The following is a 24,565-nucleotide window of genomic DNA, read 5'->3' as shown; positions in this document are numbered from 1 at the left end:
CGTGCTTAGGCTCCAACCGCGTGGTCAGCAGCCCTGCGGACTGCTTTGTCCGCTTTGTGCAGCTGCTTGCCGGTGGTCTTCCTGGCGTCCGCAGCCAGCTGGACTGCGTTCTTTTTGGCGTCCGCTGTGAAATGCTCCGCCCGCCATGCCAGACTGGGCTTGCCTGCGGTGTCCACCGATGCCAACAGCACGCCGCCGGTCAGGGAAACGTTCTTCAGCAGCTGGTTGCGGCGGGCCTCGCGGCCTTCCTTGGTGCTGATGTCCGCGCTGCGCCACTCCACGAATGCGTTCAGTGCTGAAATGACAGCCAGGACGCTGGCCGACAGCCGGGCGAACTTACCCAGGCCCAGCAGGACCCCCGCCCCCACCTGTGTTCCACCGATAACCCGCGCCAGCAATTTTTCGTTGGCCGGGAAGGGAAGTGATTCCGATGCCCGTCGCAGCATGGGGGACAGTTGTTGTGCCGTGTCATCCGCGTTCTTTAACTTGTCCAGACCCGCTAGAACGAAACTGGAGGCCAGCATGGGCCGGGCGAGAAAACGGACAAAGGACATGGATTTCCTCCTGAATGGACGAACCGCGGAAAATTGCGGCGGAGCCGGTTCTAGTCTTGCACTTTTGAGGAATATTTGCCTGCCGCCCACGGTTATGAACTGCAGGTCCGGGCAACGCCCGACCTCCAAGAGACGACGGCCCTGACGCGGAGCGGAGATGGAGCTTTGACATCGGTGAAGGACGGAGTGGAGCTGCTGGGTCCCCTTGAGCTGCATTCGCTGGAATCGGATGCGGGAGAGTATGGCGCCCGGCCCGGACAGCGGTTGACAGTAGACTTGAAGGCAATGAGCACCATGGATCCGGCCGTTGCGGCCATGTATGAGGCCGCCGGCAACGACGCCAAGACCAGCACTGAACCCAATGAACCGGTTTCCACTGGGTCGGTTTCCACTGGGCAGGCGTCCACTGAGCCGGTTTCCAGCGGGCAGGAGTCCCCGGAGCAGGCAGTGGACGTTGCATCGGAGAGCACAGAAGAGCGCCGGATCCGGTTTGAGCGTGACGCAATGCAGTACGTGGATCAGCTCTATTCGGCTGCCATGCGCATGGCCCGGAACCCGGCTGACGCGGAGGACCTTGTTCAGGAGGCCTACACCAAGGCGTTCTCCGCGTTCCACCAGTACAAGCCAGGTACCAACCTCAAGGCTTGGCTGTACCGGATTCTGACCAACACCTATATCAACCTGTACCGGAAGCGGCAGCGCGAACCGCTGCAGTCGAATTCGGACACGATCGAAGACTGGCAGCTGGCAAGGGCCGGCTCCCACACCTCGGCCGGGCTGCGGTCTGCCGAGGCTGAGGCATTGGACCACTTGCCCGATTCAGACGTGAAGCGTGCGCTGCAGGCCATTCCCGAAGAGTTCCGGCTGGCGGTGTACTTTGCCGATGTTGAAGGCTTCGCGTACAAAGAGATTTCGGACATCATGAACACCCCTATCGGAACGGTGATGTCCCGGCTCCACCGCGGCCGCAAGATGCTGCGGGACATGCTGGCGGACTATGCAGCCGAACGGGGATTCAAAGCCGCGGTTGATCCCAACCACGCGGCCGGAAGCACAAAACAGGAGAACAGGAAATGAGCGACTGCCAGGGATTGGGCGACTGCGATGACGCCCGGATGCAACGTATCTACGAATACCTTGACGGGGCGCTGACCCGCGAAGATATCGCTGAAATCAAGCACCATCTGGATGATTGCCCGGAGTGCCTGGAGCAGTACGACCTCGAATGCGTCATCCGCACCATGGTCAAGCGATCGTGCACCGAGGCCGCCCCGGAGAACCTGAAGAATGCGATCCTGGACAGGATCCACTCGATCCGGCCGGTGGATGCCTGAAGCCCGGAGCACCTCGGCACCTGAGCATTGATGCAAAGCAAAGGACCCCGGAAACCGTGTGGTTTCCGGGGTCTTTCGCTTAAGCCGTCAATCCAGGCTTTTTGCTTAGGCGTTGGGGCGCTTGCCGTGGTTCGCGCCGCCACGCTTGCGGTCACGACGTTTACGTGCACGTTTGCTCATAGCTGGCCTCCTTAATGTTGGTACTCAAAAGAGCTGCCCTCAAGTCTCCCACATCACGGGACGGGCTGCGAACCGGGACGCATTGGGGCAGACGTGTGTCCTGGCCCGCAGGGGCGTCGGGTCCATGGGAACTCCCGATGATGTTCACGGTTCAGCCTTTCAACGAGTTCCTGATGGAGATGCGGGCCTGATCCAGCACCGTTTTGACTGTTTCGAGGGTCCCGGGGCTGATCGGCCGGGTGTTGGCCTGGACCCGCAGTTCCACCCGCAGATCATCCCGGAAGGCCTGAAGCAGCATCTCGGCTTCCTTGAGCATCCGGTGCCCCGCGGGGGAGTATCCGGTAGCACGCGCCAGGAACTCGGCGGAGCGTGCCGTGGACCGCGCAGCCTCCGCCGTGGCGGCAAGATCCGCCCGAAGGCCGCGCATGTTGCTGCGGATATCCTCGCGGAGGTTGTCGGCCAGCCGGCGGACGGACGCGGAAATGTCGTTTTCAACCCCGGCGAGCTCGTCCCTGCGGCTGTTCAGCTCGGCCAGCCCGGCCAGTGTAATGCGGTAGTTGGTACGCCGCCCCTCCGACTCCGTGGCAACCAGACCTTCTTCCTCCAGTTTGCCAAGGCGCGGATAGATGGTTCCGGCGCTGGGGGAGTAGGTGCCGCCGAACCGTTCACTCAGCGCCTTGATGAGTTCGTAGCCGTGTTTGGGCCCGGTCTCCAGCAGGGCAAGAAGATAGAGGCGCAGGGCCCCGTGGGCGAAAACCGGGGGCATCAGAGACCTGCTTTGGCATCCGCGGGCAGCTGGCCGTGGAAGATCGAGGTCTTGCCGGAAACCGAGTTGGTCCGGACCAGCATCAGCTTCGCATCAGGCCCGGCAATGGTCTGTATTTTTCCGCCCGGCTGCGTGTACTTCTGATCGTCGATAACCACGCTACCGCTGGCCGAGTTCGCCACGATATCCACGCCGACGTCATGCGGTAGCCGGATGGTGAGGTCTCCGGAAACTGAATTTGCGCCGAAATCCTGCGTGAAGCCAAGCAGATCAAAAGTCATGTCGCCGCTGACGGTATTGGCCCGGATATTGCTGAAGAGTCCCGAGGCAGTGACCTCGCCGGAGACACTCTTGGCGGTGAGGACGCCGTCGTGATTCCGGACGATGACTTCGCCGCTGACAGTCTTGACCTGCAGATCTCCGGACGTACCATCAGCCATAACGGATCCGGTGACGGTATTGAGCCTTGTACGGGGGCTGGTGCCGGAGACCAGGCCGTCGCCGCTGACGGTTCCGGCCTCCACCTCGACGCCGGCCGGCAGGGCGATGCTGATGACTACTGAGTTCTCGCTGTTGTTACTGACCGTGCCCATAAGGTTCTTGAACCAGCCCTGGGGTCCGTGCAACTGGTGCCGGACCTCGAGGCGTCCGCTGATGAGCGTTACGATGACGGGATCGCCGTGGAGTTCGGACACCTCAACACGGGCGACGTTGTCCTGGTGCGTGACGATATCAAACCGGCCCCGGACGATTCCGAGCTTCAGCGAAGTAACGCCGTCGACGTCGATGGTCTGCGGGCCGGTGACGGTCCAGGTGTTATCTTCCATGATTCCTCCGCGGTTGCGATATATCGTGACTGTGAATTCACGATATATCGCAATAATCCGAAGGTCAAGATATATCGCGAAGGCTCTTTTGCCTGAACCCTTATTCGGGGGCGTCGATCCCCAGCCACTGGAACCAGCCGCGGTGGAGAACCAGCCAAGCCATCAGGCCATAGCCGGATTGCCCGGGGGCGCCCCCGTTGGCTGCCAGATCCTGGCGCCACTGTTCGTGATTGAGCAGCGGCGAATACGTATCCACGTATAGATGCTTGCGGCGCGTGGTCACATCAGCGAACGCAGTGTTGAGTTCACCCAGCCGGCGGTTCTGGGTAGGATCGAGGGTAGGCGGCGGGCCAACAACAAAGACTTCGATCTTGTTTTGCGTGGCGGAGTCAAGGATGTTGGCCAGGTTCAGCCGGCTGCGGGCCGTTGAGAGTCCGAATTCGACGTCGCGACCTGACAGCCCGATGACCAGACGGTTTTCGTGGTGGTCGCCGAAACGCCGGCGTGCTTCTTCCAGCCAGCGTGCCGCCAGTCCTTCCGTTCCTTCCTCGGGGCAGGGAAGAGCATAGCTTTCAACGGACATGCCGTTCTGGGGAGTGCGGGCCAGCACACGGCCCAGCCAGCCAAGTGCCCGGGGGTCTCCCAGGCCGGCCAGCAGCTCATCTCCAACAGCTGCAATGCGCAGCTTCCTGTCTTCCACAACTACCTCTTTACTTCCGTTACTGCCTGTCTGATCCATTAAACAGAACTGCCCGGCCGGAGTCGGTATTTCGACGTCCGGCCGGGCAGCCTTGTGGCTATTTCCGTGCAAATGCCTGTTTGAGGAGTGAATCCTGCTCGGCTGCATGGCGTTTCATGGAACCGGCGGCGGTGGAAGCCGATGCCGGGCGGGAAACCAGCCGCACCGTGCGGTCAATCGCTGCCGGCAGGTTGAGGCCCATAAACGGCCACGGCCCCTGGTTAGCGGGTTCGTCCTGTGCCCACACCACTTCGGCGTTCGGGTACTTGGCAAGTTCGGCTTCGATTTCCGACGTTGGCAGCGGGTACAGCTGCTCGACGCGGACGATGGCGGTGGTCTTGTCTTCCGACTTCTGCCGGGTTGACAGTAGATCGTAGTACAGACGGCCCGAGACCAGCAGTACACGCTCGACGGCGTCGCCCTGCAGGTGCTCATGCTCGCCGATGACGGTCCGGAAGGCGCCTGTGGTGAAGTCTTCCACCGCTGAGGCAGCGCCCTTGAGGCGAAGCAGCTGCTTGGGTGTGAAGATGATGAGCGGCTTGCGGGGCCGGCTGTAGGCCTGACGGCGCAGCAGGTGGAAATGCGAGGCCGCGGTGGTGGGGTTTGCCACGATCATGTTTTCCTCAGCGCACATGAGCAGGAAACGCTCGATGCGGGCGGAGGAGTGGTCCGGCCCCTGGCCTTCGTAGCCGTGCGGAAGCATAAGCACCAGCGAGGAACGCTGGCCCCACTTCTGCTCTGCGGACGAGATGAACTCGTCAATGATGGTCTGTGCGCCGTTGACGAAGTCGCCGAACTGGGCTTCCCAGAGCACCAGCGCATCCGGCCGCTCAACAGAGTAACCGTATTCGAAGCCCATGGCAGCGTATTCGGACAGCAGCGAATCGTAGATCCACAGCTTCGCCTGGTCATCCGTGAGGTTGCCGAGAGGCAGCCACTCCGCGCCGTTGGCGCGGTCATGGAACACGGCATGGCGCTGTACAAACGTTCCGCGGCGGGAATCCTGGCCGGCCAGCCTGACAGGTACACCCTCCATGATCAGCGAACCGAAGGCGGCGATTTCGCCGAAGCCCCAGTCGATGTTGCCTTCACGGGACATCTGCTCGCGCTTCTCCAGGAGCTGCTTGAGCTTGGCGTGCACGGTGAAGCCCTCGGGAACTTCAAGGTGTGCCTTGCCGATCCGCGAAAGGGTCTCTGCGGAGATCGCCGTGGAAGCCGGCGCGTTGGTGCCGGAATCTGCCTGCTGGGCGATGGGGCGCTCGATGTCTGACACCGCGGCGGAGTCCGCCGTGATGATCGGGATCGGCGAGGTCTGCGCTGCGTGGGTCTCAGCGAAGACCCGCTCCAGGCGCTCCTGGTAGTCGCGGAGCAACTGCTCTGCTTCTTCCTCTGTGATGTCGCCACGGCCGATCAGCGACTCGGTGTACAGCTTGCGGACGGAACGCTTGGCTTCGATCAGGTTGTACATCAGCGGTTGGGTCATCGAGGGGTCGTCGCCCTCATTGTGGCCGCGGCGCCGGTAGCAGACCATGTCGATGACGACATCCTTGTGGAAACGCTGGCGGAAGTCGTAGGCGAGCTGGCCGATGCGGACCACGGCCTCGGGGTCGTCTCCATTTACGTGGAACACCGGGGCCTGGATCATCTTGGCCACGTCGGTGGAGTAGGTGGAGGACCGGGACGAGGACGGCGCGGTGGTGAACCCGACCTGATTGTTGACCACCACGTGGATGGTTCCACCGGTGCGGTAGCCGCGGAGCTGCGAGAGGTTGAGGGTTTCTGCGACAACACCCTGTCCGGCGAATGCGGCGTCGCCGTGGACCATGATGGGCAGGACGGGAAAAGTCTCGCCCTGGTCCAGGCGGTCCTGCTTGGCGCGGACGATACCTTCGAGGACGGCGTCCACGGCTTCCAGGTGTGACGGGTTGGCGGCCAGGTAGACCTTGGTCTCCTTGCCGTTGTCCGAAGTGAACGTACCTTCGGTGCCCAGGTGGTACTTGACGTCACCGGATCCCTGTACGGAGCGGGGATCCTGGGTGCCTTCGAACTCGCGGAAGACCTGTGCGTAGGTCTTGCCGGCGATGTTGGTGAGTACGTTCAGGCGGCCACGGTGGGCCATGCCGATTGCAACCTCGTCCAGGCCGTCGTCGGCGGCATCGGAAATGATGGCGTCAAGCAGCGGAATCAGGGATTCGCCGCCTTCCAGGGAAAAGCGTTTCTGGCCCACGAACTTGGTCTGCAGGAAGGTCTCGAAAGCCTCGGCAGCGTTCAGCTTCGAGACAACGCGCAGCTGCTCTTCGCGGCTCGGCTTGGAGTACGGGTGTTCGATCTGGTCCTGGAACCACTTGCGCTCGGCCGGATCCTGGATGTGCATGTATTCGATTCCGGCTGTCCGGCAGTAGGCATCGCGCAGGACGCCCAGAATGTCGCGGAACTTGAGCATCGGCTTGCCGCCGAAGCCGCCGGTGGGCCATTCGCGGTCCAGATCCCACAGGGTCAGGCCGTAGGTCAATACGTCAAGGTCCGGGTGTTTCCGCTGGACATACTCCAGCGGATCGGTGTCGGCCATCAGGTGACCGCGGACGCGGTAGGCATGGATCAGCTGCTGGATCCGGGCTACCTTGTTGATTTCGTCCGCCGGATCGACCTGCAGGTCCGGGCTCCAGCGCACGGGCTCATACGGGATGCGCAGGGACTCGAAGATTTCGTCATAGAAGTTCTGGGCACCCAGCAGCAGCTGGTGCACGAGCTTGAGGAACTCACCGCTGCCCGCACCCTGAATGACTCGGTGATCGTACGTGGATGTGAGCGTCAGGACCTTGCTGATGGCGTTCTTCGCGATGATCTTCTCGCTGGCGCCCTGGAACTCGGCCGGGTAGTCCAGTGCACCTACGCCGATGATGGCGGCCTGGCCCTTGGAGAGACGCGGCACGGAGTGGACTGTGCCGATGCCACCCGGGTTGGTCAGTGAGACAGTGGTCCCGGAATGGTCATCGGCTGTGAGCTTGCCGGCACGGGCACGCTTGATCAGGTCTTCGTACGTGTGCCAGAACTCTGAGAAATTGAGGGTTTCGGCCTTCTTGATGTTCGGCACCATCAGCAGCCGGGTGCCGTCGGGCTTGGGCATGTCAATGGCAATGCCGAAGTTGACGTGCGCCGGCTGGACAGCCACGGGCTTGCCGTCCACTTCGTCGTAGTACACGTTCATCGAAGGGAACTGTGCCAGCGCCCGGATGACTGCATAGCCGATCAGGTGCGTGAAGGAGACCTTGCCGCCGCGGGCGCGGGCAAGGTTTGAGTTGATGACCACCCGGTTGTCGATCAGCAGCTTTGCGGGGATGGCCCGGACGCTGGTTGCCGTGGGAACCTCGAGGCTCATGACCATGTTGGTCGCGATTGCCTTCGCCGGACCGCGGAGCACGGAGATGACGTCTTCCTCGGGAGCAGTGGGGGCCTTGACATTCTTGGGGAGCTGGGCCGGGATGGGCTGGGAGCCGGTGCCGGAGTCGGGCTTCCTTGCGCCGTCGCGGGCAATTGTTGCCGGAGCTTTTTTGGCAGATGCTGCGGCAGGGGCTGCGGCAGGAACCGCAGGGGCCGAAGCCGGTGCGGCCGGAGCTGCGGCGGGAGGCGAAGAGGGTGCTGCCGGGGCCCGCGCCGGTGCCGGTGCTGCCGCAGCCGGAGCTACGATCGGAAGTTCCCGGGTTGCGGGGTGGGCGGCTGCAGATGCTGCCGACGTCCCGTTGGAAGAGGAGCCGTTACCTGCGTCGAAGGATTCAAACAGGGGCCACCACTTGGTATCAACCGTGTTCTTGTCCTGCTGGTAACGCTCGTACAGTTCGTCAACGAGCCACTCGTTTCCGCCAAATTCCTCTGGTAGACGGTGGCTAGGCTGCTCTGGCACTTGAAATACGCCTCTTCCATGAGTTTGATTTCTCTCTGGTCGCAATGGTGCCGCGGCACAACAATCGAGCCAGTCTCTGCGTCCTGTGAACCCAGACCTTTGCCAGTCTAGTGAGCATTCCGGCTTAACTGCCAATAAGGGTGACCCAAATCATGAAGTGACGCACGTAATGCTTAAATGGCTGCGGAAGGGGCCTGCTGCTGTCTCAGGGTGCTCCCTTAGACTCGCACTGAGCATTCACCTAATAAGGAGCCGCCGTGCGCTTTCTGACTGAGCCGACCACTGATCTGACCTATTCGGATGTCTTCCTGGTGCCCTCGCGGTCCGATGTCACCTCCCGCCTGGATGTGGATCTCGCGGCGGATGACGGAACAGGTTGCACCATCCCGCTGGTGGTGGCCAACATGACGGCCGTGACCGGCAAACGGATGGCTGAAACCATGGCCCGCAGGGGCGGTCTGGCGGTGCTGCCCCAGGATGTCCCGCTGGAGGTGCTGCGTGAGGTCACGGGGTGGATCAAGTCGCGCCACGCCGTGTTCGAGACTCCTGTAACCCTGCTGCCGTCCGACACCGTGATCGATGCCGTCCATCTGATGGGAAAGCGACCGCATGGAGCGGTGGTGGTGGTTGACGGCGGCGGCGCAGTGGCTGGCATTGTCCGGGCTGCGGACTGCGAGGGGCAGGACCGTTTTGCTTCGCTGGCTTCCGTGATCCGGCACCAGCCACTGGTGCTGGATCCTGAGGGGCTCGACGCCGGATGGACGTCTGACCCTCGCAGGGACAGTCTCCTGCGGGGCGCGTTTGAATCGATGGACGGAGCCGGGACCGATTTCGCCGCTGTCCATGACGGTGTCGGCCTTGCTGGAGCGCTGACCCGAAAAGGCGCGCTGCGTTCCACCCTCTACCGTCCTGCGCTGGATGCTGCCGGCAGACTCAAGGTGGCAGCCGCCGTCGGGATCAACGGCGATGTGGCCGGCAGGGCGGCCGCCCTCCTGGAGTCGGGCGTCGACGTCCTGGTGATTGACACCGCCCATGGCCATCAGCAGAAAATGTTCGACGCGCTGGCAGCAGTCAGGGGCCTGAATCCGGGCGTGCCCGTAGTTGCCGGAAACGTGGTGACGGCCGGGGCCACTCGGGAACTCATCGAGGCCGGCGCCGACATCGTCAAGGTGGGCGTAGGCCCCGGCGCCATGTGCACCACCCGCATGATGACTGCCGTGGGGCGTCCGCAATTTTCGGCCGTCCTCGAGTGTTCAGCTGCCGCCCGCGCGGCGGGCGGGCGCGTATGGGCGGACGGCGGCGTACGGTATCCAAGGGATGTGGCCCTGGCTCTCGCTGCCGGGGCGAGCCAGGTGATGATCGGCTCCTGGTTCGCAGGAACCCATGAAAGCCCCGGCGATCTTCAGCTTGATGCGAACGGCCGTCAGTTCAAGGAAAGCTTCGGCATGGCGTCGGCGCGTGCCGTGCAGAACCGCAACCAGCGCGAGGACGCCTTCGAAAAGGACCGCAAGGCCCTGTTTGAGGAAGGCATCTCCACCTCCCGGATGTACCTGGATCCGGCGAGGCCAGGTGTTGAGGATCTGGTGGACATGATCACGGCAGGGCTGCGCAGTTCCATGAGCTATGCCGGGGCTGCGGATCTGGCCGGCTTCCGGGAACGGGCCGTGGTGGGGATCCAGTCTGCGGCCGGCTATGAGGAAGGCCGCCCCGTACAGCAGAGCTGGTGACGCACAGTGCCCCGATCTCCCGCAGGGGCAGGGCAGGGGCAGCGCCGGCAACAGCTCCTGTAGACTGAGATTCTTATGGACAGTAAATCTAGGTGCCGGCCTGGGGGCTGTCAGCGGAGCAGGAATAGCAGCGCCGCCCACTTCACCCACAGAGCCGGCAAACCCCGTTCACGCGCCCATCGTTCTCCGGTGTTCCATCTGGCCGGAGCCCTTCAGGAATCAGGGTCAGCCTCCGCTGACCATCCTCCGCCGGGCGGTTTCCCCCGGAACAGCCCGCCGGACAGCCGCGGGGCGGGTTGCTGAATGGAGTGGTTTCTACTTGCGGCAGGTCTCCTGCTCATCCTGGGCACAGGATTCTTTGTGGCCGTCGAATTTTCCCTGATTGCCCTCGACCAGGCCACGGTTCAACGGGCCATCGACAACGGTGACACAGCGGCCGTCCCGCTGCTCAAATGCCTTAAGTCTCTCTCCACCCAGCTTTCCAGCTGCCAGCTGGGCATTACGCTGACCACGCTACTGACCGGCTATGTCATGCAACCTTCTGTAGGCAAGCTGCTCGAGGGACCGCTGAGGGCCACCGGGATTCCGGACGCTGCAGCCGCATCGGTCTCGCTTGTCATGGCCATGACCCTGGCCACTCTGCTCTCAATGCTCCTGGGCGAGTTGGTGCCCAAGAACATGGCCATTGCGCTGTCGTTTCCCATGGGAAAGGCCCTGGCCCGGCCGCAGCTGATGTTCACGGCCGTCTTCAAGCCGGCAATTGTGGTCCTCAACGGCTTCTCCAACAAGGTCCTGAACGTCTTTGGCCTGGAGGCCAAGGAAGAGATTTCCGGTGCACGCACCCCGGCCGAGCTGGCGTCCCTCGTGCGTCGCTCCGCCGCCATGGGAACGCTCGACGCCGGAACGGCAAACTTTGTGGCCAGGACGCTCAACTTCTCCGGTCGTACCGCGGCGGATGTCATGACGCCCAGGATCCGGGTGGAGACCATCGATGCAGATCAGCCCGTCTCTGACGTTGTGGACGCGGCGCGGCGCACTGGCTACTCGCGGTTCCCGGTGATCGGCGATTCGGCTGATGACATCCGCGGTCTGGTCCACGTCAAGAAGGCGATCGCCGTGCCATGGGACCGTCGTCAGAAGCTGGAAGCCGGCGCAATCATGACCGACGTGCTCCGTGTGCCGGAGACCATCCATCTGGATGCTCTGCTCGCGGAGCTCCGAGAGGGCAACCTGCAACTTGCCGTTGTGCTCGATGAGTATGGCGGAACAGCGGGGATAGCCACGCTGGAGGACCTCGTTGAGGAAATTGTCGGGGAAGTGGCCGATGAACATGACAAGGTCAGGCCAGGTCTCCTTCAGAGCGCATCGGGCGACTGGTATTTCCCAGGGCTGTTGCGGCCGGATGAACTCTCCGAACAGATTCCGGGTCTTTCCGTGCCTGATGAATCTGCCTATGAAACAGTGGGCGGCTATGTCATGAGCGAGCTCGGCCGCATCGCTGCCGTCGGGGACACCGTCGACGTCGGCGGGGGAACTCTCAGCGTGACCAGAATGGACGGACGCAGGATCGACAGAATCTGTTTCAGGCCCGAGCCGGTAGACGGCGAAGCGCACGCGGGCATGGGGGCACTTAATGAGTGACTGGGCAGGAATTCTCTGGCTGGTGGTGCTGCTGTTCGGCAACGCTTTTTTTGTTGCCGCCGAATTTGCGGTGATGTCGGCACGCCGAAGCCAGATTGAACCGCTGGCTGAGGCTGGTTCCAAACGGGCTCAGACCACGCTGCGGGCCATGGAGAATGTCTCGCTGATGCTCGCTTGTGCACAGCTGGGCATTACGGTTTGTTCACTGCTCATCCTGCAGGTGGCCGAGCCCGCCATTCACCATCTGATGGCCGTGCCTTTGGAGGCAGTCGGCGTGCCCATGGAAATTGCGGACGTCGTGGCGTTTACAGTGGCACTGCTGGCAGTGACCTTCCTGCACGTGACGTTTGGCGAGATGGTGCCGAAGAACATTTCGGTGTCCATGGCGGACAAAGCAGCGCTGCTGCTTGCACCGCCGCTGATGTATATCGCCCGACTCGTGAATCCGGTCATTGCGGCGTTGAACTGGTCCGCAAACCACATACTCCGGCTGTTGCGCATTGAGCCCAAGGATGAGGTCAACTCTTCGTTCACTCTGGAGGAAGTCCAGTCAATCGTGCAGGAGTCCACCCGGCACGGGCTGGTGGATGACGACGCGGGGCTGATTACGGGAGCGCTGGAGTTTTCGGAGCACACGGCGTCGCGCATCATGGTGCCGCTCGACAAGCTGGTCATGATGAAAGCGGCAACCACCCCGGTGGAGTTTGAGAAGGCAGTCAGCCGGACCGGATTCTCGAGATTTCCGATGCTTGATGAGGACGGTATGCTGTCCGGTTACCTTCACATCAAGGACATCCTCTCGATCCCGGAGGCCGGGTATCAGCATCCCATCGCGGAGAGCCGGATCCGGTCGCTGGCAAACCTGGCCCTGGATGACGAAATCGAAAAGGCAATGTCGGTGATGCAGCGGACAGGCTCGCATCTGGCGCGTGTGATCGGTCCTGACGGGCAAACGCACGGCGTGCTGTTCCTGGAAGACGTTATAGAACAGCTCGTCGGCGAAATCCGCGACGCAACGCAGGCGACCGGTATCCGGCGACTTGGCCGGCCGGACGGCGAGTAGTCGCATGCCAGCGAGCAGCCCCATGTAAATAGGAATCATTCCCATTTAGGGCTAGAATCGTGGAGTTGCGAAAATCCACGATTCCCAGTGAATAGATCCGAGGTTCCTCCGTGCGCCGTTCCGCCGCCCGTACATCGATTGCCGCCCTTGCCGGCCTTAGCCTGCTGTTGACCGCCTGCGGCACCACAGCGGGGAGCACACCATCGGGGTCCGGCTCGGGGGGCATCGAGGTGGTCACGTCCACGAACGTTTATGGCGACGTGGTGCAGGCGATCGGCGGGGACAAAGTCAGCGTCAGGGCCATCATCACCAAGACAAGCCAGGACCCGCACTCCTACGAGGCCAATGCACAGGACAAGCTGCTCATCTCCAAGGCAGATCTGGTGATTGAAAACGGTGGCGGCTATGACGGGTTCATCCAAAAGATGGCGGACGACAGTAATATCCCGCACAGCAACGTCATCAGCGCCGTTGAGGCATCCGGTCTGGCACCCGAGGAAGCGCAATCCGACGCCGGATCCACCGGGGCGGCCGGCGGGCACGAACGCACCCACGGCGGCTTCAACGAGCATGTCTGGTACAGCGTGGATGTGATGTCCAGGCTCGCCGACGCTGTGGCTGCCAAGCTCGGCGCGCTTGATCCTGATGCCGCTTCAACGTTCACGGCCAACGCCGCGGCGTTTAAGACGGGCCTGCAGGAGATCAGCGGGAAGCTCTCCGCCATCAAGGTTGCCCACGGCAGGGCTCCTGTGGCCATCACTGAACCTGTTCCGTTGTACCTGCTCGAAGCAGCCGGGCTGGAGAACAAGACGCCGGCGGAATACAGTGCGGCAATCGAGGAAGGCACCGACGTGCCTCCTGCAGTGCTGAAGGCGGCCACGGAGCTGGCCGGTTCTGCGGAGCTCAGCTTCCTCGCCTACAACGAACAGACTGCGGGCCCCCAGACCGAAGCCGTCAGGAAAGCCGCCGAAAGCGCCGGTGTCCCGGTTGTGAATTTCAGCGAAACACTGCCGGACGGCAAGACGTACCTGCAGTGGATGACGGACAATGTGGAAAACATCGGGAATGCCTTGGAGAACAATCGTTGAAACCACTTGTGAGCCTGCGCGGAGCTTCCCTGAAGTTCGGTAAGCGGGCGCTCTGGGAGGATCTGGACCTGGACATCAAGCCCGGTGAGTTCTTCGCCGTGCTTGGCCCAAATGGCAGCGGTAAGACCAGTTTCCTCAAGGTGCTGCTGGGACTGCAGCAACTCCATTCCGGGACTGCAACACTTGGCGGCCATGCCGTGGAACGCGGCAGCAGGCTGATCGGCTACATCCCGCAGCAGAAGTCATTCGCTCCCGATACCCCAATGCGGGCCCGTGACCTTGTTGGCCTCGGCGTTGACGGCCACCGCTGGGGAATACGGCTGGGGAATGCCAATGCCAACCGCAGGATTGACGAACTCCTGGAGCTGGTGGGTGCTGCGGACTATGCCAAGGTGCCCGTGGGCCAGCTCTCGGGCGGCGAGCAGCAGCGGTTGCGCGTTGCCCAGGCCCTCGCCACAGACCCCAAGGTACTGCTGTGCGACGAGCCCCTGTTGTCACTGGATCTTCACCACCAGCAGGCGGTCAGTGCCCTGATCAATAAACAATCCCATGAGCAGAACAGCGCCGTGGTGTTCGTGACCCATGAGATCAACCCGATTATGGACTACGTGGACCGGGTCCTCTATTTGGCCGGTGGCCGGTTCCGGGTTGGTACACCGCAGGAGGTCATGACCACCGAGGTGCTGTCCGAGCTATACAACAGCCATGTGGAAGTGCTCAACGCAAACGGCAGGATCGTCGTCGTCGGACTTCCGGACGCCACCACCCATCACCACGACGACGCGCACTCCACAGCCGGGGAGGCGGTCTAGATGGACCTGGACGGCATTCTTCAGTCGATCTTCAATTTCGAAAACTACGGCGAACTGCTTGCCCTGGTCCAGAATTCCATTTGGGCCGGTGCAGTGCTTGGTCTGCTGGGCGGGCTCGTCGGCACCTTTGTGATGAAACGCGATCTCGCCTTTGCCGTACATGGCATTTCCGAACTCTCGTTCGCCGGCGCGGCCTTCGCCTTACTGATCGGCGCGGATATCGTGTTCGGTTCGCTGATCGGTTCGGTGGCTGCGGCGCTGCTTCTGGGGCTTATGGGCGTCCGGGCACGGGACAAGAACTCCATCATCGGCGTTATTATGCCGTTCGGCCTGGGCCTGGGAATCCTGTTCCTGTCCCTCTACGAGGGCCGCGCGGCCAACAAGTTCGGGCTCCTGACCGGACAGATCGTTTCAGTGGACACCGTCCAGCTCCAGGCACTGGCCGGAACAGCTGTGGTGGTGATGGCTTTGCTCATCATCATCTGGAGGCCACTCAGTTTCGCCAGCGTTGACCCGGAACTCGCTGAAGCACGCGGCGTCCCGGTGCGCACCCTTGCCATCGTGTTCATGGTGCTGCTGGGAGTGAGCGTCGCCCTGTCCATTCAGATTGTGGGCGCGCTGCTGGTTCTGGCCCTGCTGATCACACCGGCCGCCGCCGCCCTGCGGGTGACTTCGTCACCCCGCACCGTGGTATTCCTGAGCGTTGTGTTCGCTGTAACGGCCACGGTGGGCGGAATCCTGCTGGCTCTTGGCGGCCGCATTCCCATCAGCCCCTACGTGACCACGCTGTCATTCCTGATCTATGTGGTGTGCCGCGTCATCGGCAGCGTCCGGGCCAAGCAGGGGCTCAACGGACGGGTCATGCGGACGGCCTAGGCCGCAGCATTCACGGTAATGGCGCTCAGCTGTTGCCGGCTTTTTTCGCCGTGCAGTCCGGGCACAATCCATAGATCTCAACGGTATGGGCCACCTCGGTGAATCCGTGTTCCTTCGCCGTCCGGGCCGCCCAGGTCTCCACGGCCGGAGCCTCCACTTCCACAGCCTTGCCGCAGTTTCTGCAAAGCAGATGGTGGTGATGTCCCGTCACGGTGCACCGGCGGTACACGGCCTCGCCGTCGCCGCTGCGGAGCACATCAACCAGCCCGTCATCAGCCAGCGACTGCAGGATCCGGTAGGCAGTCGCCAGAGATACCGAGACTCCCTGGTTCTGCAGAATCCGGTATAACTCCTGGGTGCTGACGAAGTCGTCCAGTTCGTCCAGGGCAGCACTGACAGCCAGCCGTTGCTTGGTGACACGCTGCTCCTTGCCTCCGGCGGCAACCGGAGCGGAATGCTGGATGCCTTCAGCTTTGGCGCCATGTGGCATTGATGTACTCGCTTCCCTGAGGGATGGTGGCAAAGATCCAGATTACCAGCCGGAGCCACGTGGACACTGCATGGGCCGGACCCTAGGCTGGCGTGATGAAGCTGACAAAATACACCCACGCCTGTGTCCGGCTTGAGAAGGATGGTCACGTCCTGGTGCTGGATCCCGGTACGTTCTCCGAGACAGCAGAGGCCCTGGACGGCGCAAATGCAATTCTTGTCACCCACGAGCACGGAGACCACATCGATGTGGCTGCGGTAGTGGATGCACTCCGGGCAGAGGGTTCTCTGGAGCTGTTCGCTCCGGCGGGGGTAGCTGCACACCTGAGGGAAGAAGCACCCGGTGCCGCGGCCCGGATCCACACCGTGGTGCCCGGCACGACTTTTGACGCGGCTGGCTTTGCCATCCGGAGCTTTGGCGGCCAGCATGCCCTGATCCATCCGCACGTCCCCTTGGTTGCCAACATCGGCTATCTCGTGGACGAAAACGTGTACCACCCCGGCGATTCCTTCATCATCCCGAACGGCATCAGCGTCAAGACACTGCTGGTGCCCGTCCACGCGCCCTGGAACAAGGTCAGTGAAGTGGTTGACTTTGTGATCGGCGTCCGCGCGCCGCGGGCGTTCCCCATCCATGACGGGCTCCTGAATGAGTTGGGCCTGGGGTTTGTGGAGGCCCATGTGACGCGGCTGGGGGCAATGTACGGAACTGAATACTCGCACCTGTCCAGCGGCGAGTCCGCCGAGGTCTAGGGGCTCAGGCTAGGCGGACCACCCTGCCTGAGGGCCAGCCTGACTAGGCGGGCCAGGCGCCGGTCGCGAAGAACTCCCGGATGGTGGCCTCATGCGGCTCAGGATCCAGATTCTGCGCTTCCAGCCACGCGGGGTTGTAATAGTTGCCCGCATAGCGGTCACCGCCGTCGCACATCAGCGACACAATACTGCCGCGGCGTCCTTCGGCAATCATTTCCGCGACCAGCTGCCATACGCCCCAGAGATTGGTGCCCGTGGACGGCCCGGCATGGAGGCCGGCCAGGCCGTGCAGGTGGCGCATGCCGGCAACGGACGCCGCATCGGGGACCTGGACCATCCGGTCGATGACAGCGGGCACAAAACTGGGTTCCATCCTTGGCCGCCCAATGCCTTCGATCCGGGATGGCAGGCCCGTGGTGAAGTCGGCCACGCCATCCCTCCAGCCAGGGTAAAAGGCAGAGTTTTCCGGATCCACCACCGCCAGTTCGGTGTCATGGCGGTGGTAGCGGAGGTAGCGGCCGATCGTTGCGCTGGTCCCGCCGGTGCCTGCCCCCACCACAATCCAACGGGGCACCCGGTGCTCCTCAAGTGCCAGCTGCTGGAAAATGGATTCGGCAATGTTGTTGTTGCCGCGCCAGTCCGTGGCGCGTTCCGCATAGGTGAACTGGTCCATGTAGTGCCCGTTGCTGGTTGCCGCGACTTCCTCGGCGGCCGCATACACCTCGGATGCGTGGTCCACCAGCAGACAGGCGCCGCCGAACTGTTCGATCAGGGCGATTTTCTCCGCGCTGGTGGTCCGCGTCATCACCGCGATGAACGGCAGGCCAAGCAGCTGGGCAAAGTATGCCTCCGAGACGGCCGTGCTGCCGCTGGAAGCCTCAACAATGGTGGTGTCGTCCCGGATCCAGCCATTAACGAGGCCGAACAGAAAAAGCGAGCGCGCCAGCCGGTGCTTGAGGCTGCCGGAACGGTGCGTGGATTCATCCTTGAGGTACAGCTGGACGCCCCAGTGCTCGGGCAACGGCACCGAATACAGGTGGGTATCCGCCGACCGGTTGTTTTCTGCATTGATTCTGCGGATTGCCTCATCGGCCCACTCACGGTCCTGGCTGCACACTCTGTTCACGGGTCCAGCCTACCCGCGGCATGCGACCCGTGAGGTTAGAGTTGGTCCTGCTGACCGCCACGGCACCGCGGATTCCCGGTGGACAAGGCCCGGCGGCCGCAGTTCATCCAAACCAAAGGAGATTTGATGGATACCCTCATGGACGTGTCTGCGCTGAACAACCGGATGACCTCCGGCCAGCGCACCGTTCTGCTGGATGTCCGCTGGGCGCTGGGAGATCCCCACGGCCGCGGACACTACCTCAAGGAACATATTCCCGGCGCCGTATACGTGGATCTTCCCACCCAGCTCGCAGAACCCGCAGATCCGGGCCATGGCCGCCACCCGCTGCCTCCGGTGCAAAAGCTCCAGGAATACGCCCGCTGCTGGGGGATCAGCAGCGGGGACGTAGTGGTTGCCTACGACGACAGCGGGAACATGGCCGCGGCGCGGCTGTGGTGGATGCTCCGCAACGCAGGCCTGGAAGACATTCACCTGCTCGACGGCGGTCTGCCGGCGTGGCGCGCAGCCGGACTTCCTGTAGAGGGTGGCCTGGAGCAGGCAGTACTCGGCGATGTCATTCTTGGCGACGATGCAATGCCCGCCATTGATGCAGCCGCAGCCGCAGAGTGGCCCCGCGGGGGAGTGCTGCTGGACGCGCGCGCCGGCGAAAGGTACCGCGGCGAGATTGAGCCGGTGGACCCGCGTGCGGGCCACATTCCCGGGGCCGTCAGCGCCCCCACAACGGGGAACCTCAGTGACGACGGACGCTTTCTCCCGCCCGACGAGCTCCGGCTCCGCTTTTCGGAGCTCGGAGTGACCCAGGAAGGGCGCACCGCGGTCTATTGCGGTTCCGGAGTAACAGCGGCCCATCAGATAGCGGCCCTCGAAATCGCCGGCTTCAGCGCCGCGCTCTTTCCGGGTTCCTTCTCACAATGGTCCAGCAACGCGGCCAATCCTGTGGTGGCCGGAGCAGCCCAGTATGCCGCTCCGGGAGTTGCCGGCAGCCAGGCCGCGCCGGCGTGAGGCAGGCTGCCCCCGTTGCCGGAGTGGCATTGTTCCGGCAACCGGGGGTACCGTCGCTATATGACCCCTGGACGCCCCGTACCACCGCCCCTTGCCAAGCCCATATCCATTGCAGACGAAGCAGCGACCGCTGCTGATATTGCGGGACCCGCCGTCCGGCTTGCTGCCGCCTACGGCGCGGTGTCCAGTGACAGCGGACTTGTCCCGCTGACCGTGGCCCGCCGCTCGCCGAAGGAAGACGACGTCGAGATCGCCATTGAGTTCTGTGGCCTCTGCCATTCCGACGTCCACTCCACCCGAGGTGAGTGGGGCACGCAGAAATACCCTCTTATCCCCGGCCACGAGATCGTTGGCCTGGTCACCCGGGTTGGCTCTGCGGTTGATGATTTCAAGCCCGGCGAGCGTGTTGGCGTCGGCTGCCTGGTGGACTCCTGCCGGGAGTGCGGTGCCTGCCTCGACGGTCTGGAACAGTACTGTGAAAACGGAATCATCGGAACATACGGCACTGCCGATCCCCGCAACGGGGGTGCCATCACGCAGGGCGGCTACTCGTCATCTGTTGTGGTGGACCGCAATTATGTTGTCCGGATTCCTGCCGGCCTTGATCCCGCGGCTGCCGCCCCCCTTCTTTGCGCGGGGGTGACCACGTACTCGCCGCTTCGCCACTTCGACGTCGAAGAAGGCGACGTCGTGGGTGTGGTGGGCCTTGGCGGCCTGGGCCATATGGCGGTCAAGATTGCCAAGGCCATGGGTGCTGAAGTGAAGGTATTCACCACATCGGAGTCCAAGATTGCCGCCGCGCTTGAGCTGGGTGCGGACGAGGTCATCCTCTCCCGCGACAAGGACGCCATGGCGGCTGCTGACGGCAGCATCGATGTCATCATCGACACCGTAGCAGCGCCCCATGATCTCAATCCGTTCTTCCGTACTCTGCGCCAGGACGGCGCGCTGTTCCAGCTGGGGTTGCCGTCGGAAGCCATGCCGCCGGTCAACCCCGGGGCGCTCATCCGCCGCCGGATTGCCTACGCAGGGTCGCTGATCGGCGGGATTGCCGAGACCCAGGAGATGCTCGATTTCTGCGCGGAACACGGCGTTGCCTCCGATATCGAAATCGTGGGCGCAGAGCAACTGAACGAAGCCTACGACCGCATGGTTGCGGGTGACGTCAAATACCGGTTTGTGCTGGACACCAGCACCCTGAAGGCGCCGTCAGAGAGGGCAGACGCATGAGCACCCTGTTCACCAAGATCATCAACGGAGAAATCCCGGGGCGCTTCGTCTGGAGGGAGAGCGAGGTCGCGGCGTTCCTGACAATGGGGCCGCTCGCAGACGGCCACACGCTGGTTGTGCCCACGGAGGAGGTCGACCGGTGGACTGATGCGTCACCCGAGACCCTGGCAAAGGTCATGGAGGTGGCCCGGCGGATCGGCGCCGCCCAGGTGGACGTTTTTGGCGCGCCGCGGGCGGGCCTGATTGTGGCAGGGTACGAAATCAACCACCTGCACGTGCACGTCTGGCCGTCCCACAGCATGGCGGACTTCGACTTCGGCTCCGCGGACAACAACCCGGATCCGGCTGTTCTGGATGCAAACGCTGAAAAACTGCGTGCCGGACTCAGGGATGCCGGCCACGGGGAGTTTGTACCTGCGGGCTGACAACCCGCGTGTGCTGCTGCGGGATTGAACAGCTGGCGCCGGCGCCCTCCTTCCGCGGAGGGCTAAACCGGCGCCAGTGCCTTGTTCAGAACTGCCCGGATCCGTTTCTCGGACACTGAGTACGCCGTCCCGAGTTCGACGGCGAAGAGGCTCACCCGGAGCTCCTCGATCATCCAGCGCACCTGGGTTAATTCGGCGCCTGCCCCGCGGCCCGGCAACAGCGCGGACACGGCGTCGTCGTAGTCGTCTTCCAGTCTTTGCACCACGGCAAGGTGGAGGCCGTCCCGCTGGACATTGCCCGGCAGCTTTTCCAGCCGTTTTTCAATGGCCGCAAGGTACCGCGGCACCTGGCTGAGCTGTGCGTAGCCCGTACGTGCCACAAACCCTGGAAAGACCAGCTGCCCGAGTTGGCTCCGGACGTCGTTGAGCGCGCTGATGAGCGCCAGGCTGGTGATGCCCTTGAGCTGCTTTTCGATCCGCCGGGTGCTGGCCAGGATACGTTCCACCACTGCCGTGACGCTGAAGACCGTATCGATCAGTTCCGCGCGGACCCGTTCGTAGAGTGCGTCAAAAGAGGAACGGTCCCAAGGCAGCCCGGCCGGCGTGAGCTTATCCACGGCGGCCAGTGCACAATCTGCAATCAGGGCGGAAACGGAGCCGTGCGGATTCTGGCTGAAGGTCAGTTTTTCGGTGTTGTTCAGGTGCTCCAGCACATAGCGGTCAGGCGCCGGAACCCTGAGCGCCAGCAACCTGATCACACCGCCGCGCATGGATTGCTCCTGCTCGGCCGCAGTCTGGAAAACCTGCAGGGACACGGAGGCGCCTTCGTCCACAAGGGCAGGGTACCCCGTGACAGTGTGGCCTTTGACCGTGCCGCTGACCTGGCGTTCAACGGTGCCGAACGACCACTCTGTGAGGCCGGTCTGCTCCGCAAATCCAGGCGTTGCGGCCGTTTGCCGGGCGGCAGCGGCTGCCGGAGCCGCGGATCCCGTGGCGGGCGTGTGCGGAGCGGTTGTTTTTGGCGTTGCTCCCAGTGATTCGGCGATGGCACGGCGGGTGGCCGGCGCCAGCTGTTCCTGCAGCTTGGCGAGGTCCTTGCCTTCGTCCAGCACCCGGCCTTTGCTGTCCGCCACCTTGAAGCTCACCCGCAGGTGGGACGGAACGGCGTCCCAGTTCCAGGAGCCCGGCGGGATCACATGGCCGCGGATCCGCCGCAGTGCGAGCTCGAGCGAGGCTTCCAGCTCGTCGGCAGCCGGATCGAAGTCCGCCTCGAGGGCAGCGACAGCCTGCCGGGCGACGTCGGGTGCCGGCACAAAATTCTTGCGGATCTGCTTGGGCAGCGACTTGATGAGGGCCGCCACCAGTTCAGCGCGCTGGCCGGGAATGAGCCACCGGAAGGCGGCATCGTCCAGCTGGTTCAGGAACAGCACCGGAACCTCGGCGGTGACGCCGTCGGACGGGTTGGGCGATGAGCCCGGTGCCACCGGATGGAACTCGTACGTCAGGGGCAGTTCAAAACCCTTGTGGAGCCACAGCTTCGGATACGCGGAATCATCCAGCGCATCGGCCTCCTCACTGAGCAGGAGTGCCTGGTCGAAATCCAACAGGGACGGATTCTGCTGGCGGGCTTCCTTCCACCAGCTGTCGAAATGCCGTTCGGAAACTACGTCCCGGCCGAGCCGGGCGTCATAAAACTCGAAGAGCGCCTCGTCATCCACCATGAGGTCCCGGCGGCGCATCCGGGCTTCCAGCTCTTCCACCTCATGCAGGAGGGCGCGGTTGCGGTGGAAGAATTTGTGGTGCGTTTTCCAGTCGCCTTCAACCAGCGCATGCCGGATGAACAGCTCGCGGGCCAGCACCGGGTCCACTTTGCTGTAGTTGATGCGGCGCTGCGGAATGATGGGCACACCGTAGAGCATGACCTTCTCATAGGCCATCACCGCGCCCATCTTGGTTGACCAGTGCGGTTCGCTGTAGCTGCGCTTGACCAGGTCAGGAGCTACCTGTTCGGCCCACACCGGATCGAATTTCGCGGCCACCCGGGCCCAGAGCCTGCTGGTTTCCACAAGCTCGGCCGCCATCACAAACGTGGGTGACTTCTTGAACAGTGCGGAGCCGGGGAAAATCGCGAAGCGGCTGCCGCGGGCTCCGGCATATTCGCGTTTGCGCTCATCCAGGAGCCCGATGTGGCTGAGGAGCCCCGACAGAAGGCTGATGTGGATCCCCTCGTTGTTACCCACAGGATCGGCCTCACGCTTGTTGTCCAGGCCGATGCCCAACGGCCTGGCCAGCTGGCGGAGCTGCGCAAACAGGTCCTGCCATTCCCGGACCCGCAGGTAATTGATGTACTCGGCGCGGCAGAGCCGGCGGAACTGGGTGGAGGAGAGCTCCTGTTGTTTTTCCTGGATGTAGTTCCACAGGTTGAGGAATCCGGTGAAGTCCGAATTCTCATCGCGGAAGCGTGCGTGCTTTTCGGCAGCCAGCTGCTGTTTGTCCGTCGGGCGTTCGCGCGGGTCCTGGATGGTCAGCGCCGCGGCGAGGATCATGACTTCGCGGACGCAGCCACGCCGTCCGGCCTCCACAATCATGCGGCCCAGCCGCGGATCCACTGGCAGTTGGGCGAGTTGCTGCCCGACGGCGGTGAGCCCGCCCGCGTTGCGGCCGCCCGCGGCGTCGGCGGTATCCGAAGCCTTGTCCTTGCCGGCGGGGGTGCTCAAGGCGCCCAGTTCCCTCAGGAGCGTGACGCCGTCGTTGATGGCGCGGGAATCCGGAGGCTCCACAAAGGGGAAGTTTTCGATGTCTTTGGGCCCGCGGGCAACGCCCATGGCGGTCATCTGCAGAATGACGGCAGCCAGGTTGGTGCGAAGGATTTCCGGGTCCGTAAAGAGCGGCCTGGATTCGAAGTCCTGCTCTGAATACAGCCGGATGGCGATGCCGTCCGACACACGTCCGCAGCGGCCGGAACGCTGGTTGGCAGAGGCCTGCGAGACCCGCTCAATCGGAAGCCGTTGGACCTTGGTGCGGTGCGAATACCGGGAGATGCGGGCAGTGCCGGTGTCGATCACATACTTGATGCCCGGCACCGTCAGAGACGTTTCCGCCACGTTGGTGGCCAGCACGATCCTGCGCTTGCTGCCGGGGTTGAAGACACGGTGCTGCTCCTGCAGGCTCAGCCGTGCAAACAGCGGCAGCACCTCGGTGCCGGCCAGCCGCCGGTTGGACTGGATCCGGGCATTCAAAGCCTCGGTGGCGTCCCGGATTTCACGCTCGCCGGAGAAGAACACCAGGATGTCGCCGGGGGCCTCTGTGGCGAGTTCATCAACGGCGTCGCACACAGCGTCCAGCGGATCCCGGTCCTCCTCGAGTTCGTCGTCCGAGGCGGTGTCTTCGTCGGCACCGCCCGCGGGCTGGGACAGCGGGCGGTAGCGAATCTCAACGGGGAACGTCCGGCCGGAAACCTCGATGATGGGAGAGGGAGCCTCCGCAGTGCCGAAGTGCTTTGCGAAGCGTTCGGGATCGATGGTGGCGGAGGTGATGATGACCTTCAGGTCGGGGCGCTGCGGAAGGATTCTCTTGAGATACCCGAGGATGAAGTCGATGTTGAGGCTGCGCTCGTGGGCCTCGTCGATGATGATGGCGTTGTATTTACGCAGCAGCTTGTCCCGCTGGATTTCCGCGAGCAGGATGCCGTCAGTCATCAGTTTGACCTTGGTGGACCGGCTGACCTCACCGGTGAAACGGACCTGGAAGCCCACTTCCTGGCCGACTTCCACACCCAGCTCGGAGGCAATGCGCTCCGCCACTGTGCGGGCAGCAAGCCGGCGAGGCTGGGTGTGGCCGATCAGACCGTTGTCGCCCAGCCCCAGTTCGAGGCACATTTTGGGGATCTGGGTGGTTTTTCCCGAGCCGGTCTCGCCGGCAATGATGGTCACCTGATTGGCGGCGATGGCGGCCTTCAGGTCCTCGCGGCGTTCGGATACCGGCAGCTCGGCGGGATAGGAGATATGAAAAGTCATGGCCGGAGACAGT

20 protein-coding genes are annotated in these 24,565 nt (G+C 63.2%); 12 read left to right on the top strand and 8 right to left on the bottom strand.

Features of this window, described 5'->3' with window-relative positions; all coding sequences use genetic code 11:
- Positions 1 to 5: 5 nt before the first annotated feature.
- Complete coding sequence (locus tag V3C33_11565; GenBank protein ID XAS66143.1) at positions 6 to 554, bottom strand: DoxX family protein; 549 nt, start codon at positions 552 to 554, stop codon at positions 6 to 8.
- Positions 555 to 839: 285 nt separating this feature from the next.
- On the opposite strand from V3C33_11565, the gene V3C33_11560 reads away from it, so the two are divergent.
- Complete coding sequence (locus tag V3C33_11560; GenBank protein XAS69727.1) at positions 840 to 1,631, top strand: sigma-70 family RNA polymerase sigma factor; 792 nt, start codon at positions 840 to 842, stop codon at positions 1,629 to 1,631.
- On the top strand, positions 1,628 to 1,888 hold the full coding sequence (rsrA, locus tag V3C33_11555) for a mycothiol system anti-sigma-R factor (GenBank protein ID XAS66142.1): 261 nt from the start codon (positions 1,628 to 1,630) through the stop codon (positions 1,886 to 1,888). The genes V3C33_11560 and rsrA overlap by 4 nt, the downstream gene beginning before the upstream one ends.
- Positions 1,889 to 2,219: 331 nt before the next feature.
- Here the strand turns inward: rsrA and V3C33_11550 are convergent, their stop codons facing one another.
- The 4 genes from V3C33_11550 to V3C33_11535 all read right to left on the bottom strand — a co-directional run bounded on the left by V3C33_11550 (position 2,220) and on the right by V3C33_11535 (position 8,301).
- Positions 2,220 to 2,834: a PadR family transcriptional regulator gene (locus V3C33_11550; protein ID XAS66141.1), complete on the bottom strand. Its 615-nt coding sequence runs from the start codon at positions 2,832 to 2,834 to the stop codon at positions 2,220 to 2,222.
- Complete coding sequence (locus V3C33_11545) at positions 2,834 to 3,661, bottom strand: DUF4097 family beta strand repeat-containing protein (protein XAS66140.1); 828 nt, start codon at positions 3,659 to 3,661, stop codon at positions 2,834 to 2,836. The genes V3C33_11550 and V3C33_11545 overlap by 1 nt, the downstream gene beginning before the upstream one ends.
- 100 nt (positions 3,662 to 3,761) lie before the next feature.
- The gene (locus tag V3C33_11540) at positions 3,762 to 4,361 is read right to left on the bottom strand and encodes a GDSL-type esterase/lipase family protein (protein ID XAS66139.1); all 600 of its coding nucleotides are present in this window, start codon (positions 4,359 to 4,361) and stop codon (positions 3,762 to 3,764) included.
- Positions 4,362 to 4,458: 97 nt separating this feature from the next.
- Positions 4,459 to 8,301, bottom strand: coding sequence for a multifunctional oxoglutarate decarboxylase/oxoglutarate dehydrogenase thiamine pyrophosphate-binding subunit/dihydrolipoyllysine-residue succinyltransferase subunit (locus V3C33_11535; protein ID XAS66138.1), 3,843 nt, complete (start codon positions 8,299 to 8,301; stop codon positions 4,459 to 4,461).
- A gap of 257 nt (positions 8,302 to 8,558) precedes the next feature.
- On the opposite strand from V3C33_11535, the gene V3C33_11530 reads away from it, so the two are divergent.
- From V3C33_11530 to V3C33_11505, 6 genes are all read left to right on the top strand, one after another.
- On the top strand, positions 8,559 to 10,028 hold the full coding sequence (locus tag V3C33_11530) for a GuaB1 family IMP dehydrogenase-related protein (protein ID XAS66137.1): 1,470 nt from the start codon (positions 8,559 to 8,561) through the stop codon (positions 10,026 to 10,028).
- A 303-nt stretch (positions 10,029 to 10,331) separates the two neighbouring features.
- Complete coding sequence (locus V3C33_11525; GenBank protein ID XAS66136.1) at positions 10,332 to 11,669, top strand: hemolysin family protein; 1,338 nt, start codon at positions 10,332 to 10,334, stop codon at positions 11,667 to 11,669.
- Positions 11,662 to 12,732 (top strand): hemolysin family protein, encoded by a 1,071-nt coding sequence (locus V3C33_11520; GenBank protein XAS66135.1) that lies wholly within the window; start codon positions 11,662 to 11,664, stop codon positions 12,730 to 12,732. Before V3C33_11525 ends, V3C33_11520 begins: the two co-directional genes overlap by 8 nt.
- 110 nt (positions 12,733 to 12,842) lie before the next feature.
- Positions 12,843 to 13,820, top strand: coding sequence for a zinc ABC transporter substrate-binding protein (locus tag V3C33_11515; protein XAS66134.1), 978 nt, complete (start codon positions 12,843 to 12,845; stop codon positions 13,818 to 13,820).
- The gene (locus V3C33_11510) at positions 13,817 to 14,632 is read left to right on the top strand and encodes a metal ABC transporter ATP-binding protein (GenBank protein ID XAS66133.1); all 816 of its coding nucleotides are present in this window, start codon (positions 13,817 to 13,819) and stop codon (positions 14,630 to 14,632) included. Before V3C33_11515 ends, V3C33_11510 begins: the two co-directional genes overlap by 4 nt.
- Entirely contained in the window at positions 14,633 to 15,508 is an 876-nt protein-coding gene (locus V3C33_11505; GenBank protein XAS66132.1) for a metal ABC transporter permease, read from the top strand.
- A 25-nt stretch (positions 15,509 to 15,533) separates the two neighbouring features.
- Here V3C33_11505 and V3C33_11500 read toward each other — a convergent pair whose 3' ends face one another.
- On the bottom strand, positions 15,534 to 15,998 hold the full coding sequence (locus V3C33_11500; GenBank protein ID XAS66131.1) for a Fur family transcriptional regulator: 465 nt from the start codon (positions 15,996 to 15,998) through the stop codon (positions 15,534 to 15,536).
- A 95-nt stretch (positions 15,999 to 16,093) separates the two neighbouring features.
- Between V3C33_11500 and V3C33_11495 the strand changes: the two genes are divergently transcribed.
- On the top strand, positions 16,094 to 16,750 hold the full coding sequence (locus V3C33_11495; GenBank protein XAS66130.1) for an MBL fold metallo-hydrolase: 657 nt from the start codon (positions 16,094 to 16,096) through the stop codon (positions 16,748 to 16,750).
- Between the two features lie 43 nt (positions 16,751 to 16,793).
- On the opposite strand, the gene V3C33_11490 is transcribed toward V3C33_11495, so the two are convergent.
- Entirely contained in the window at positions 16,794 to 17,876 is a 1,083-nt protein-coding gene (locus V3C33_11490) for a PLP-dependent cysteine synthase family protein (protein ID XAS66129.1), read from the bottom strand.
- 126 nt (positions 17,877 to 18,002) lie between these two features.
- Here V3C33_11490 and V3C33_11485 point away from each other — a divergent pair, with 126 nt between their 5' ends.
- Genes V3C33_11485 through V3C33_11475 form a run of 3 tightly spaced genes read left to right on the top strand, consistent with a single transcriptional unit; the run spans position 18,003 to position 20,536 of the window.
- Positions 18,003 to 18,881 carry a sulfurtransferase gene (locus V3C33_11485; protein XAS66128.1) on the top strand — a complete coding sequence of 293 codons (879 nt, stop codon included), beginning with the start codon at positions 18,003 to 18,005 and terminating at the stop codon, positions 18,879 to 18,881.
- A gap of 60 nt (positions 18,882 to 18,941) precedes the next feature.
- Entirely contained in the window at positions 18,942 to 20,111 is a 1,170-nt protein-coding gene (locus V3C33_11480; GenBank protein ID XAS66127.1) for an NAD(P)-dependent alcohol dehydrogenase, read from the top strand.
- Positions 20,108 to 20,536, top strand: coding sequence for an HIT family protein (locus V3C33_11475; protein XAS66126.1), 429 nt, complete (start codon positions 20,108 to 20,110; stop codon positions 20,534 to 20,536). Before V3C33_11480 ends, V3C33_11475 begins: the two co-directional genes overlap by 4 nt.
- 62 nt (positions 20,537 to 20,598) lie before the next feature.
- Here the strand turns inward: V3C33_11475 and hrpA are convergent, their stop codons facing one another.
- Positions 20,599 to 24,552, bottom strand: a complete 3,954-nt coding sequence (hrpA, locus tag V3C33_11470; GenBank protein XAS66125.1) for an ATP-dependent RNA helicase HrpA — start codon at positions 24,550 to 24,552, stop codon at positions 20,599 to 20,601.
- Positions 24,553 to 24,565 lie beyond the last annotated feature (13 nt).

The sequence above is a fragment of the Micrococcaceae bacterium Sec5.7 genome, assembly GCA_039636785.1.
Classification (GTDB): domain Bacteria; phylum Actinomycetota; class Actinomycetes; order Actinomycetales; family Micrococcaceae; genus Arthrobacter.
This window is presented reverse-complemented; position numbering and strand designations above follow the sequence as displayed.

What these genes read in the sequence shown, in the direction of transcription:
- V3C33_11565 (XAS66143.1), bottom strand. Translation starts at nt 554, where the DNA reads ATGTCCTTTGTCCGTTTTCTCGCCCGGCCCATGCTGGCCTCCAGTTTC.
- V3C33_11560 (XAS69727.1), top strand. Translation starts at nt 840, where the DNA reads ATGAGCACCATGGATCCGGCCGTTGCGGCCATGTATGAGGCCGCCGGC.
- rsrA (XAS66142.1), top strand. Translation starts at nt 1,628, where the DNA reads ATGAGCGACTGCCAGGGATTGGGCGACTGCGATGACGCCCGGATGCAA.
- V3C33_11550 (XAS66141.1), bottom strand. Translation starts at nt 2,834, where the DNA reads ATGCCCCCGGTTTTCGCCCACGGGGCCCTGCGCCTCTATCTTCTTGCC.
- V3C33_11545 (XAS66140.1), bottom strand. Translation starts at nt 3,661, where the DNA reads ATGGAAGATAACACCTGGACCGTCACCGGCCCGCAGACCATCGACGTC.
- V3C33_11525 (XAS66136.1), top strand. Translation starts at nt 10,332, where the DNA reads ATGGAGTGGTTTCTACTTGCGGCAGGTCTCCTGCTCATCCTGGGCACA.
- V3C33_11520 (XAS66135.1), top strand. Translation starts at nt 11,662, where the DNA reads ATGAGTGACTGGGCAGGAATTCTCTGGCTGGTGGTGCTGCTGTTCGGC.
- V3C33_11505 (XAS66132.1), top strand. Translation starts at nt 14,633, where the DNA reads ATGGACCTGGACGGCATTCTTCAGTCGATCTTCAATTTCGAAAACTAC.
- V3C33_11500 (XAS66131.1), bottom strand. Translation starts at nt 15,998, where the DNA reads ATGCCACATGGCGCCAAAGCTGAAGGCATCCAGCATTCCGCTCCGGTT.
- V3C33_11495 (XAS66130.1), top strand. Translation starts at nt 16,094, where the DNA reads ATGAAGCTGACAAAATACACCCACGCCTGTGTCCGGCTTGAGAAGGAT.
- V3C33_11485 (XAS66128.1), top strand. Translation starts at nt 18,003, where the DNA reads ATGGATACCCTCATGGACGTGTCTGCGCTGAACAACCGGATGACCTCC.
- V3C33_11480 (XAS66127.1), top strand. Translation starts at nt 18,942, where the DNA reads ATGACCCCTGGACGCCCCGTACCACCGCCCCTTGCCAAGCCCATATCC.
- V3C33_11475 (XAS66126.1), top strand. Translation starts at nt 20,108, where the DNA reads ATGAGCACCCTGTTCACCAAGATCATCAACGGAGAAATCCCGGGGCGC.
- hrpA (XAS66125.1), bottom strand. Translation starts at nt 24,552, where the DNA reads ATGACTTTTCATATCTCCTATCCCGCCGAGCTGCCGGTATCCGAACGC.